Genomic DNA, 12,940 nt, shown 5'->3' with positions numbered 1-12,940 from the left:
TAGTATTTATTTTTTTTTATATTGAAGTGAGACTAACATTAATAATAGTTAACAAGGTTTAATTAAGGTTGTTTTGGATAGAAATATTAAGTATTTTATTTCAATTGGTGATATGTTTACCAATGGTAGGTGATAGAGTAGTATTGTATAGATGATTTCTTTTTTATAGCTGATTACACTACTAATTCATCTTGATGTTAAGGTTGTTGTTTGATAAATAGAATGGACGCAATATGTAGGTGCTAGTGTAGTATTAATTAGGTAATATATTTAGCTTGGGTAAGCAGAAAGTCTATACATTAGCTCTAAAATAGCTTAAAATTATAACTGCCAATACGCTTCGGAATCCATAGGTTTTACCGAACTTAATTTTCTATTATAAATGGTCAGTAACTTGCTGTTAATATTTGTTTAAAGATATTGTAATATGAAAACTATTCCTGCTGATATTATTCGTCAATTATTCATGATATTATTCATTGTACTAATGGGTGGCGTATTGTTTAAGTCATTGGTTCCTTATCTCTCAGGTTTTTTAGGAGCTTTGACTTTATATATTTTGTTATTAGGTCCGATGAAGAAATTAACCCTTAGAAAGTGGCGTCCGAGTTTAGCGGCATTATTTCTTTTAGTTGTATCTTTTTTTTGCATTTTGCTTCCTTTTGCGGGAGTAGGCTTAATGCTAGGTAAAAAGGTGGGTAAGGGTCTTAATAATTTTGAACATTATATTGACCTGATCAAACAAAAAATAGGGGTTTGGGAAAATCATTTTGGAGTTGAATTGACCTCTAGCATAGAGACTTCTAAAATATCATCTACATTGTCTGAAGGTTTGCAGGGTGTGTTAGGTGGTTCGGTCAATATGGTCATTGCTATTGCAATGATGTATTTTATACTATATTTTATGTTGACTAAAAATGAGGAGTTAAATGCTACTTTGGGTACCTATACTCCCTTTAAAAAAAAGTACAGTGGTTTGATATCCAAAGAAATAAGGGAGAAAGTACGTTCTAATGCCATTGGTATTCCTGTCGTGGCGATCGCTCAAGGTGTAGTTGCTTTAATTGGGTTTTTAATCTTTGGTATTGAGCAACCTTTTTTTTGGGCAGTAATAGTAACTGTAGGATCTATGGTGCCAGTGATAGGAGCTATTATAGGTATCATACCTGTTTTTTTAATAGCATTATCAAATGACAATACTTTTCAGGCTTGGGGTATCTTATTGTATGGTATTATCATTGTAGGTACTACTGATAATGTAATTCGCGTATATGTTTTAAACAAGTTAGATGACGTACACCCTTTAATTACGTTGATTGGGGTAATCATAGGAGTACCCATATTTGGCTTTATAGGTTTGATTTTTGGTCCATTACTTATAAGCTTGTTTTTAATGATGGTACGGGTATATACCAAAGAATATGGAAGTTTAACCTCTAAGAATGAAGTGAATCTATGAAATTTGGTAATGGCGACCGATTATGATTTTAATAATGAGGTGAGAGTATATACAGTTTCTAGTCCTCTAGGTTCTAAATTATGCCCATGAAATTTTAAAACATGTTCAGTTTGAGTGTATTAGTATTTCTTAAATATTATTTAAAGCCTTTTATTTATTCAATTCTTTATCTAGGGCTATTTCTTAGTATTGTTCATTTTAGCTAATGTATTCATACAATCCCTTTGTATGAAAATACTTTTTTGATTCTCATTTTACAATGAAATTGTCTTTTTTGTATTCTTTAATGGCATCTATAATTAATTGCTTTTTAAAACATCTTTAATATCATCCATTTTTTTAAACATGGCATGGGCAAAAGGGCATAAAGGAAGAATTTTTATATGCTTTGCCCTCGCCATGTCTACAATTTTATATAGTAGTTTTTTACCAACACCTTTACCTTTAAAGTTAGGTTCTACCTCAGTATGGTCGATTATAATGAAATTAGAAGCAGTTATAGAATAGGTCATTTTACCCGCTGTTTGGCTATTTTCAGTTGCTATTGCAGTTCCTTTTGTTTGGTTTTCTATTAATTGTATTTCCATTTTTTTTAATTGAAATTTACTTATCAGTTCATTGGTACTTCCATTAAAAGTACACGTGCATTTTCGGTTGCTTTTACTATTATCGATTCGGTATCCCAAATGCCCATACCATCTCTATTAGACAATTTTGCGTCGTTAATTTCTACCTCGCCTTCAAGAATAAAAACATAAACGCCATTACCTTCTTTTTTGATTGTATAGGTGTCTGATTTTTCTTTTGCAAATTTCCCGATATGAAACCAAGCATCTTGATTTAACCAAACACCTTGATCGTCTTTATTAGGAGAAAGCACTTGATAAAATTGATTGTCTTTTTCAATATCTCTAGTAGAAATTTGATCATAACGCGGTGCTAGATTTTTCTCTTTAGGGAATATCCAAATTTGAAGAAATTTAACTTCTTTGTCTTTGTTTTTATTGTATTCTGAATGTGTAACTCCTGTTCCTGCACTCATTATTTGTACATCACCTTCTTTAATTATGGTAACATTCCCCAGACTATCTTTATGCTCTAAATCACCTTCTAAAGGGATTGAAATAATTTCCATATTATCGTGAGGATGTGTTCCAAAACCCATTCCTGCTTGTACGCGATCGTCATTTAAGACACGTAGTACACCAAAGTTCATTCTTTCTGGATTGTGATAATTTGCAAAACTGAAAGTGTGGCTTGAGTTTAACCAACCATGATTTGCTTTTCCTCTTGTTTCTTCTTTGTGAATTACTGTGTTCATTGTATTTAGTTTTAATTTGATATATAATTATGTATTAATTACAATGCAAAGATGGCACAGTTTAGAAGGCTGTGGAATATGAAAAATGGGAGTAAACTTATGAAAATCCGTTATTAGAATTCATTTTCTCTCTTTTTGAAGTTGGAAGGAGATAACAGCGTGTTCTTCTTAAAAAACGCACTAAAATTTGCAGGTTCGTTATACCCTAAATCGTAGCCAATTTCTTTATTGGATAAATTCGTGAAATAGAGTAATCTTTTAGCTTCTGTTAAGATTCTTGATTGTATATATTCTTTAGCTGTTTTCCCTATTTTGGTTTTTACTGTTCGGTTTAAATGATCAGGCGTAATATGAAGTTGCTTGGCGTAATAGGTTGTAGAGTGTTCTTTTTTGTAATTGTCATCTACCAAACTTTTGAAATTCCGTATCAGATTATCTCCAGTGGTGTCAACATCCGATTCAATAGGATTGATAGCGCAAATGTTATTGCATTCTATTAGCAGGAGTTTTAAAAAAGCACCAATAGATAAATGCTTCATTTTGGCATTACCTGTATATAATGTAAAGATTTGATTGGTATAGTTTTCTATAGTTCTAAATTGTTCTGGACTTGGCAATAATGGTGGCGTTTGACCATAATTTTCAAAAAGGTTTAAACTCGCTATAAATGATAATGGAATAGAGTTTTCCACTAAAAACTGATTAGAAAAAGTCATAACGAAACCTATAGATTTTTCAGTTTCGATGACTTGGTGTACTTGGCCTGGAGCAACAAAGAAAATTTGTTTCTTTGCTAAATTGTATGAATTGAAATCTATTTTATGAAGTCCCTTAGCCGTATTTATTATTAAAACTGTGTAGAAGTCGTGCCTATGTGGTTCGTCAACTTTTCCGTTTCTTTTGGTATAAATATCTTCCATCTTGGATATTCCAAAACTTACATTTTCCTTTACGGAATTTACTTTTTGATATGTTTTAACAGTGCACATTTTTTTAAATTACCTGTCATGGTTTGGTTATGAGTGGTGCTGGCCAAAAGCGTACTCATCTTTTTGATTCAAAACTAGACTTAATCTTTTGTTATTTATTTTTAAATAGCCGAATCAAAATATTCGGCGGATTAATTAAATATACCTAAAGTTTCAATTCAATTTCTAATTGAATTTAGTATACCTACGACTATTACAAACCACATATTTATAATATAAGAGAAACTTAATTCATTAACTAAAGCCTCAATAAGAGCATTACTTGACCTTTTTAATTTGGGGTAGAATTGGATGTTCTCCATTATCTCAAAATCTAGTTACTAATTTTATAAAATAAAATATTTCCTAGTATAATTTTCTGCAGGTTTAATTCTGAAAAGTAAAGTTGTTAATGAATATTATTTTAACAAGATGCTACTAAATTTAATTCAATAAAAATTAAAATCTATGATGAAAGTCAGCTTTTAGCAGAATTTGAAATGTCACATTTGTTACTTATTTAATTTTTAAAAAATTATATGATGGTTTTACCTAAATCAACACACACCTTTCACATTCCAGTAATGGGTTTAGCATATACTATTGATAGCCCAATTCGTGTAGCTCAATATGGTATTTCCTCTGTTATCTCCATTATAGACGATGAGTTAATAGAGAAAATGAATGCATTTTATAGTAAAAAATTTAATTTACCATATCAAGAAATATCAAAAAAAGCGAATGATTATCGTGCCGAACGGATAACTTCCTATTTAAATTTAGTGGATACTATTGTTAAGGAAAAATTTTCAAAATTTAAAAAAGAGTTATCTGAAAGCAAAATAGCATTAGAAAGCTTTATGGCGTCTTTACCTAATAAGTCTAGCATTAAGGAAGGACTTTCCAATTTATTGAATGAGGGTTCTGAACTTAAAGGTAGCATTGAAAGTTATTTGGAGACACATTTAACTGCAGGAGACATTGATGTGAATATCATGACAAAAATTGATAAAGACAACTACGTTAAAAATGAACAGTTACCTGTAGAATTTAATGATGCACATGCATCGCTTCGTGGTTTCGCTAATAGTAATTTAAGTTCTTCTGTTGTGCTTTCAGCAGGTATGAACCCAAGGTTATACAGTTATTTTGAAAATTTCAAGGACTTTTTTCCAGATAAGAATAACCAGTTAAAAAAGAAGATTATTCTGAAAGTTAGTGATTATCGTTCAGCAACCATTCAGGGTAAATTTCTAGCAAAGAAAGGTCTTTGGGTTTCAGAGTACAGAATTGAGTCTGGTCTAAATTGTGGTGGACATGCCTTCGCTACAGAGGGCTTTTTATTAGGCCCAATTTTAGAAGAGTTTAAAACTAAAAAAGAAGAATTAATACAAGGTACATTCGATGTTTATGCAAAAGCATTACGTCTAAAAAAAATGGTAGTACCCGAGCATCCATTAGATTTAAAGATTACGGTACAAGGCGGCGTAGGAATTGCTGATGAACATGAATTTTTGCTTTCTAATTATAATGTTGATTCTGTAGGTTGGGGAACCCCATTTTTATTAGTACCTGAAGCTACCTCTGTTGATATACAAACTAGGGCTTTATTAATAAAGGCTCAAGAGAAAGATTTGTATTTAAGTGGTATTTCGCCATTAGGAGTTCCTTTTAACACAATAAAGGGTACTACTAATGAAATACACAAGCAAAAACGTATAGATAGTAACAAAGCCGGAAGTTCTTGTCCAAAAAAATATTTGGCGTTAAGTAAAGAATTTGGTCCAGAAGGTATTTGCACAGCTTCTAAAAAATATCAAGATGTAAAATTACAAGAATTAGAAGCGAAAAAACTTGAATTATCGGGGAATATGTATGAAAATGCAAAAGCTAAAATAAACCAAAAGTCTTGTCTTTGTGTTGGTTTGGCTAATTCTTCTTACATGGAAAATGATATAAAAATAAAAGGTCAAGAGCAAGGTGTTGTTATCTGCCCTGGACCAAATATTGCTTATTTTGATAAAGAAGTTTCGCTTACTAAAATGATGCAACATATTTATGGAAATGAATCTGTTCTTTCATCTAATAATAGACCCAATATGTTTGTCAAAGAATTGAAAATGTATGTGGATTACTTAAAAGATGAAATTGTAACCAATTCAGAGCTAGTTACAGCGAAGCAAATTAAGAAATGGGAAGCCTTTAAAAGTAACTTGTTCAATGGGATTGCTTATTATCAAGACTTATTTCAGTCGTCTTTTGTTTCTGAAAATAATTCTATTCAGAAAGAATTGCTATGGTATAAGAATGAGCTTATAACAGTTGATATACCAGTAATAGAATAAGCATAGCTATTGATACTTATTAAAGGTTAGGTTTTTATAGCCTTTACAGAAATGTAAAGGCTATTATTTTGGGTATGTATAGCAGTGAAAAAACGTGGTTTTTAAATGAAATTTATTATTGGGTGGCTTTAATTAAAAACAACTATAAAAAAATAAATACTTTTAAGACTTATTGATTGGCAATTAACATTAGATAGCCATTATGGTAAGAACTGATTAGCAATGTGGTTAATTAGGGTAGGTAATGGTTATCAAGATTCTAAAGAAAATAAACCTATCTACCATAACAGGTAACTTTTACTAAAACTTTTAAGAGAATAAATTTAGTAATAGTTTTGCCATAAGCTTTTAGCTTTCTTTGACTAACCTTCTAAAATTTAAAATAGAACAAAGTTTATGAAATTTACCTTGAATATTATACAATCTATTGTATGTGTTGCAATAGTATTGCTTGGCTATTCTTTGCAGGCTCAATTGGTGAATATTGAATCTAAACGCATGCATACAGATTCTCTCAGGTTTGTTCTAAATAGCGATTTACTTTTTAATTATACGGATAATAATGGTGAATATATTCTTCAAATAGGATCTAATCTTACAACTCAATTTAAATCAAAGAGTCTTAAAAGTATTTATTTTTTAATAGGTAATGTTAATCTAATAAGGTCTAAAGATGAAGATTTTCAGAACTCTTATTTTATGCATGCTAGATTCAATCAGAAGTTATCAGAATTAGTTCGTTTAGAGGCTTTTGTGCAAAATCAGAGCAATAAGAAACTAACCATATCAGAGAGAAACTTAATTGGTGTCGGATTACGCCTTAAAATTCTTGCTAAAAATGGGACACTTGCCTATTTAGGTAATTCTTACATCTATGAAATTGAGTCTGTTGAGGCTTCCGACCAAAAATTTTATAATCATAGAAATAGTAGTTATATCTCATTAAACCAATCTTTTAAAAAATATAATCTTGATATAACAGGAACTCTATACTTTCAACCTTTATATAATAATATAGGAAATCATAGAATTTTAAGTCAATTCAAAGCCGAAATGCCACTTACAAAAACAATCAGTTTTTCCGCTTTATATAATTATTCTGTAATCAATTTCAATTCAATTTTAGAGGATAACCGGTCTTCCAATATTAGTTTTGGCTTTACATTAAATATATAAAAGATTGAAGCCATAAATGAATCTATTCTAATTTTTCAGTAAGAATTGCTATCATAGTGCGTATACCATCTCTATAATTTCCAATTCTTAGATTTTCGTTTGGACTATGTTGGTTGTTGTCTATATTAACTGTGGGTACTATAACTGCAGGAATTGCCAAAGTGTTTACAAAAGGAGCTATCGGAACTGATCCGCCACCCATTCTCACCATAATTATTTCTTCATTATACGCCTTTTTAAGAGCTCTTTTAAGCCAGATACCAACATCTGTATTGAAATTGGTACGAAACGATTGATAGGCATAGTCATAGGTTAACGATACTACTTTTGCGTTGTTCATTCGTTCTTCCTTCGTGGGTGTCTCCGAAGTTATAAAGTACCCTTGTTTTTCAATATGGTTCTTTAGTAATTTCAATAATATTTCAGGGTCAGATTCTAAAACTAATCGAATATCTATTTCAGCTCTTGCCCAGGCAGGTATAATCGTTCTTGCTTCTTCATTTATCCAACCTGACTGCATTCCTCTTATATTCAACGATGGATATTGTATGGCTTCTTGATAGCTGTTACCTACTGAATCAATACTTCCCAATTGTAATTTGTTTCTTATAAAATCCTCATCATCGGGTACAGCCCTTAATATTTTAAGAGTTTCTTCATCAATTGATATTCCATCGTAATATCCTGGTATTACTACTCTTCCATAAGGGTCTTTCATAGAGGCCAGTAATTGTGCTAACCCTAGAGCAGGATTAGGTGCATAATTGCCATAATGACCACTATGTTGCGGTACTATTGGGCCATATGTTGTTAAGGTTACCGTTGCAATACCACGAGCACCAAATTCAAGTGTAGGTTTATTGGTGTCATGCAAAGGACCATCAAAAATTATTAGCATGTCCGATTTCAAAAGTTCAGTATTATCAACAACTGCTTTTGGAAGGTTTGGAGAACCCATTTCTTCTTCAAAGTCCATGATAACCTTAATATTATAATTAGGGCTAAAATTTAATTCTTCAATTGCATCTAAAGAGGCTAGGAACATTGCCACGGGTCCTTTTGCGTCAGATGCAGATCTAGCGAAAACTCTCCAATCTTCGTTATATAAGTTTATATCATAATCAGCAACTTCTTTCCATTCCCCTTCAGGATTTAATTTTTTGATTACTGGCTGATATGGGTTCTTTTGTGACCATTTTGTACTATCTACTGGTTGACCGTCCAATTGTAAATAAATTAGGACTGTTTTTTTAGAATTTTTATGTTTTCTTTCAGCGAGTAACAATGGTGCCCCTTCGGTTTCAATCCTCGTGGTGGTGAACTTTCTTTTATTGAAAGCATTCTCACACCATTTAATATTTTTTTCGATATCACTAGGGAAGTTTGCATCATTTGGAATACTCAAAATTTCAATTAACTGATGAAACGAACTTTTTGAATATTTTTCAGCCAATGACTGTAGCTTTTCTTTCTTAATATTTTGTCCTAATAGGTAAACAGGGAGAAGAATTAAAATTAAAAAAATGGTCTTTAGTTTCATTTTTTGTAGGGTATAATTAAAATGGATTTTGAATTATTCAAACATAATCAGAAATTAATGAATGATATAAGTTGATGTTTATAATTTATTTATTTAGAAATTTTGGAGAAGTATTCTCTTGCCTGAAAATAGCAAGAATTTAAAAACTGATTTTAAATAATTTATAGTGCGGGTAAAGAATGTTTTCTAAATCTATATTTTATGGCCATAAATCTTTATCATTTAACCGAGATGTTGCTATTTTGGTAAATCATAACTGAACTTTTTTAGAAAACCAATTAGTTGATAGGTCGTTTAAATATTGTCTAATTACCCAATAAAAAATGAATTGTTTAAATCACTAAAAGTGACTCCTTTTATATTAAATACACACTGTGATTTATATAGACTATTTTCCAAAACTACCATTTTAAATAAGTTACAAATTTGTACTATTGGTTGCTAGCCCTTTGTCATTATGAAAAATGGATAAGTTTCTATTGCTAGAGCTATCATTGGTGTTTTACGCATCTAAGATTAGAAAGTTGTTTTTTCTTTTTTTACAGTTACTGGACGCTCAATTATTTTTGAAATGATATGTGTAAAAAATAAAAAAATTAGTTGTCTGACCTAGGTCATTTCTCAAAAAATTTTACAGCCGTAATTTAGTTTTAATAAACAAATGTTTAACTTAAAATCATATAATTATGTCACTAGTAAAATTTAAAAGAAAACCTTGGGGAAATCTAATCTCATCAGATTTTTTTGGTAACGATGATTTCTCTGGCAACCAACTTTGGAACAAGAAAATTGATGAACCTGCTTTAAACATTAAGGAAACGAAAGATGCCTTTGAGGTTGAATTGGCAGCTCCTGGTTTTGAAAAAAAAGATTTCGAAGTAACGATTAATGATGGCTGCTTGAATATTTCTGCAGAGCACTCAACTTCTAATGAGGAAAAAGAAGATAACTATACTCGACAAGAATTTAGTTACAACTCTTTCGAGAAAAGATTACAACTTCCTGATTCAGTAATAGAAGAAGATGTTAAGGCGAAATATAAAGATGGCGTTCTTAGTTTCAACCTTCTTAAAAAAGAGGAAGCTAAGAATCATAAGCCAAGAAAAGTAGAGATTGCTTAATCCGTATTTTTTATTTTAAAATTCTTCAAATTACCCTCTTACCAAAAACTTAAATTGAAAGATTTGGTAAGAGGGTTTTTAAATCAATTACCTTCCACCTAGTATTGGTAATAATTAATATACCTACTATTATGTTAGACTCCTTCGCTGTTTCCATAAAAACTATTGTAGAAAAGTTGAATAGTAATATTGATTACGGTTTAACGGAAAGTGAGGTTAAGCAACGCATCAAAAAGTACGGAAGAAATGAGACCATTTCTAATGAATCTAAGAAAAAATGGAAAATACTTATAGACCAATTTAATAGCCCAATTATTTTTATTCTTGCCATAGCGGCACTTCTTACATTTTTTTTTAATAACGATTTACCAGAGACTATAGCCATAATTACGGTTGTTGTAATAACAATAACTATTGGTTTTGTAATGGAATTGCAGGGTATTCGTTCTCTTGAAGCACTTCGCCAAATGGGTTTTACAGAATGTGTGGTTTTACGTGAGGGAAAGATTAAAACAATAAGATCATCGTTAGTAGTTCCTGGAGATATCATTTTAATCGAAGCTGGTGATGTGGTTTCGGCAGATGCACGATTAATTACTATAGATAACTTAACCGTTAAAGAAGCTAGCCTAACCGGAGAAAGTATCGCTATACATAAGGAAGTAAATACACTTTGTAAAAACACCATATTATCCGATAGGAAGAATATGGTGTTTAAGGGTACTACGGTAGAGCAAGGTTCTGCAAAAGCAATCGTGATATACACAGGGTCACAAACGCAACTTGGTAAAATTCAGAAAATGGGAAGCGATGTTGAAGAGCAACGAACACCATTGGAAAAAAAGTTAAATAAATTAAGTAAAGGGCTTATTTGGCTCACCTTAATTTTTACGATCCTCATAATTTTTACGGGATATTTAAGAGGCCGTGATATGCTATTGATTTTAGAAACAGCAATAGCACTTGCTGTTGCAGCAATACCGGAAGGACTTCCCGTAGTAGCAACAATTGCTTTGGCTAGAGGAATGCTAAAACTCTCTAAGCGTCAAGTCATCATTAAACAAATGGAATCAGTTGAAACATTGGGAGCAACAAACATTATATGTACTGATAAAACAGGAACACTTACCGAAGATAAGATGCAAGTGCATTCACTGGTTTTTGAGGATGAAATTTTAAGCGAAATTCAAAATAAACACAGCGAATACTTCAGTGATATAAAGCAATCACAAGCTTTTAATGCTATAATAATGACTAGTATTTTGTGTAATAATGTTGTTATAAATGCTGAAGAAATGAGAGGTGATAGCATTGAACTCGCACTTATTCAATTTGCTAAAAAATTACAATTTAATTTAAAAAAAATTAAAGAAAATAATCCTGAAAAAATAGAAATTCCTTTTAATACATCTAGTAAGTTAATGGCGACATTTAATGAAAACAATAGCGGTTATACTGTTTATGTAAAGGGAGCATTTGAGAGCATTATTGATTATTGCGATACCATCTTAAAAGGTAACAAAGCTCAAAAATTTGAGAATAAAAAAGAATGGTTTAATCGTGTAAATGATATGGCATCTCAGGGTCTAAGAGTATTAGCTTTTGCCTATAAAAATCATGATAACCAAATAAAGAAAGAAGACTTATTATCACATATAACTTTTATAGGAGTTATTGGATTTTTAGATCCTGCCAGGGAAGATGTGAAATCAACAATAAAAATTTATAAAGAAGCGGGTATTAAAGTCGTTATGATGACAGGTGATCATCCTGGAACTGCAAGAAAAATTGCTGAAGAAATAGGGGTTTTACCAAAAGATGCAGCTTCAGATAGTGTTATACATGGTCAAGATTTACATTTTGAAGAACAACTAAATCAAACAATAAAGGGAAAACTATTCAATGCTTCGGTTTTTGCAAGAGTGACACCAGAACAGAAATTAAAACTGGTAACACTTTATCAAGAGAATGAAAATGTGGTGGGTATGTTTGGTGATGGTATAAATGATATACCCGCATTACGAAAAGCGGATATTGGTATTGCTATGGGTATTAGAGGAACGCAAGCTGCGCGCGAGGCTGCCGATATTATTCTTAAAAATGACAAGTTTACATCCATGGAACTCGCCATAAGTCAAGGGCGTGCTGTTTTTGATCATATAAGACAGTTTGTGGTGTATCTGCTATCTTGTAATTTGGCGGAAGTGGTTTCTGTGGGTTTAGCAGCATTACTTAATTTGCCGGCACCTTTACTGCCACTACAAATCTTATTTCTAAATCTGGTAACAGATATATTTCCTTCATTAGCTCTTGGTATGGGAAAAGGTGAAGTGGATATAATGAAACGCCCACCAAGAAAAGCAAACGAACCGATTATGACGACTAAACTCTGGTCATCAACTATTATCTACGGACTTTGTATTACGGTTGCTGTTGTAGGTATTACTGCCTATTCTTATTTTGTATTACAACTATCTGCCAAAACAATAAACAATATGGCATTCTATACTTTGGTTTTGGCGCAATTGTTTAACGTATTTAATATGGCTGAAAATAATGTGTCTTTCTTTAATAACGAAGTCATAAAAAGTGTTTGGGTATGGGCGGCTATTATACTCTCATTATTTATTACCATCAGTGCATATTATATATCACCTATTGCAAAAGCACTTTTCTTAACCGAGTTATCGATTGAACAAATTGGCTTGGTATTTATATTTGCATTGGGTTCATTGGCTTTATCGCAGATTATAAAGCGTTTGGGAGGTACATTCTAATCTATCAAATATATACTCTAGTAATTCTAGAAACTAAAATGATTCTAGATACCCTATATCATTCTATAATTGTTTGAGACGTAATAAATTTATAGACTTATTGAAATATATAAATAATGGAGGATATTAATAGTACAGAGCAATGAAGAAATAAGGGAATAAGAAATATTATATTTTTCGAAGCTTTTTTTGTCAGAAACATTGCATCCGAATCATTACGAAAATTCTTTTTT

General features: G+C 31.3%; 9 protein-coding genes. 5 read left to right on the top strand and 4 right to left on the bottom strand.

What is annotated here, in order from left to right:
- Positions 1–427: 427 nt before the first annotated feature.
- Positions 428–1,459 carry an AI-2E family transporter gene (locus AAC084_RS08595; RefSeq protein WP_339839538.1) on the top strand — a complete coding sequence of 344 codons (1,032 nt, stop codon included), beginning with the start codon at positions 428–430 and terminating at the stop codon, positions 1,457–1,459.
- Positions 1,460–1,758: 299 nt separating this feature from the next.
- On the opposite strand, the gene AAC084_RS08590 is transcribed toward AAC084_RS08595, so the two are convergent.
- From AAC084_RS08590 to AAC084_RS08580, 3 genes are all read right to left on the bottom strand, one after another.
- Positions 1,759–2,145 (bottom strand): GNAT family N-acetyltransferase, encoded by a 387-nt coding sequence (locus tag AAC084_RS08590; RefSeq protein ID WP_339839535.1) that lies wholly within the window; start codon positions 2,143–2,145, stop codon positions 1,759–1,761.
- On the bottom strand, positions 2,070–2,780 hold the full coding sequence (locus tag AAC084_RS08585) for a pirin family protein (protein ID WP_339839532.1): 711 nt from the start codon (positions 2,778–2,780) through the stop codon (positions 2,070–2,072). Before AAC084_RS08585 ends, AAC084_RS08590 begins: the two co-directional genes overlap by 76 nt.
- A gap of 113 nt (positions 2,781–2,893) precedes the next feature.
- Positions 2,894–3,769: a helix-turn-helix transcriptional regulator gene (locus tag AAC084_RS08580; RefSeq protein WP_339839529.1), complete on the bottom strand. Its 876-nt coding sequence runs from the start codon at positions 3,767–3,769 to the stop codon at positions 2,894–2,896.
- 521 nt (positions 3,770–4,290) lie between these two features.
- On the opposite strand from AAC084_RS08580, the gene AAC084_RS08575 reads away from it, so the two are divergent.
- Both AAC084_RS08575 and AAC084_RS08570 read left to right on the top strand, forming a co-directional pair.
- Complete coding sequence (locus tag AAC084_RS08575; protein WP_339839763.1) at positions 4,291–6,093, top strand: hypothetical protein; 1,803 nt, start codon at positions 4,291–4,293, stop codon at positions 6,091–6,093.
- A 396-nt stretch (positions 6,094–6,489) separates the two neighbouring features.
- Positions 6,490–7,269 (top strand): hypothetical protein, encoded by a 780-nt coding sequence (locus tag AAC084_RS08570; protein WP_339839526.1) that lies wholly within the window; start codon positions 6,490–6,492, stop codon positions 7,267–7,269.
- Positions 7,270–7,291: 22 nt separating this feature from the next.
- On the opposite strand, the gene AAC084_RS08565 is transcribed toward AAC084_RS08570, so the two are convergent.
- Positions 7,292–8,809 (bottom strand): M20/M25/M40 family metallo-hydrolase, encoded by a 1,518-nt coding sequence (locus AAC084_RS08565; protein WP_339839524.1) that lies wholly within the window; start codon positions 8,807–8,809, stop codon positions 7,292–7,294.
- A gap of 686 nt (positions 8,810–9,495) precedes the next feature.
- Here AAC084_RS08565 and AAC084_RS08560 point away from each other — a divergent pair.
- Both AAC084_RS08560 and AAC084_RS08555 read left to right on the top strand, forming a co-directional pair.
- Positions 9,496–9,930: an Hsp20/alpha crystallin family protein gene (locus AAC084_RS08560; RefSeq protein ID WP_339839521.1), complete on the top strand. Its 435-nt coding sequence runs from the start codon at positions 9,496–9,498 to the stop codon at positions 9,928–9,930.
- Positions 9,931–10,061: 131 nt separating this feature from the next.
- The gene (locus AAC084_RS08555; RefSeq protein ID WP_339839518.1) at positions 10,062–12,707 is read left to right on the top strand and encodes a cation-transporting P-type ATPase; all 2,646 of its coding nucleotides are present in this window, start codon (positions 10,062–10,064) and stop codon (positions 12,705–12,707) included.
- The last annotated feature ends 233 nt before the right edge of the window (positions 12,708–12,940 follow it).

This window comes from uncultured Maribacter sp., from assembly GCF_963977385.1.
In the GTDB taxonomy this organism is placed as follows: Bacteria; Bacteroidota; Bacteroidia; order Flavobacteriales; family Flavobacteriaceae; genus Maribacter.
Note: the sequence above shows the minus strand (reverse complement) of the source record. Positions and strands in the feature narration are given on the sequence as shown.

Coding starts and splice junctions, on each gene's coding strand:
- AAC084_RS08595 (WP_339839538.1), top strand. CDS start 428: ATGAAAACTATTCCTGCTGATATTATTCGTCAATTATTCATGATATTA.
- AAC084_RS08585 (WP_339839532.1), bottom strand. CDS start 2,780: ATGAACACAGTAATTCACAAAGAAGAAACAAGAGGAAAAGCAAATCAT.
- AAC084_RS08580 (WP_339839529.1), bottom strand. CDS start 3,769: ATGTGCACTGTTAAAACATATCAAAAAGTAAATTCCGTAAAGGAAAAT.
- AAC084_RS08575 (WP_339839763.1), top strand. CDS start 4,291: ATGGTTTTACCTAAATCAACACACACCTTTCACATTCCAGTAATGGGT.
- AAC084_RS08570 (WP_339839526.1), top strand. CDS start 6,490: ATGAAATTTACCTTGAATATTATACAATCTATTGTATGTGTTGCAATA.
- AAC084_RS08565 (WP_339839524.1), bottom strand. CDS start 8,809: ATGAAACTAAAGACCATTTTTTTAATTTTAATTCTTCTCCCTGTTTAC.
- AAC084_RS08560 (WP_339839521.1), top strand. CDS start 9,496: ATGTCACTAGTAAAATTTAAAAGAAAACCTTGGGGAAATCTAATCTCA.
- AAC084_RS08555 (WP_339839518.1), top strand. CDS start 10,062: ATGTTAGACTCCTTCGCTGTTTCCATAAAAACTATTGTAGAAAAGTTG.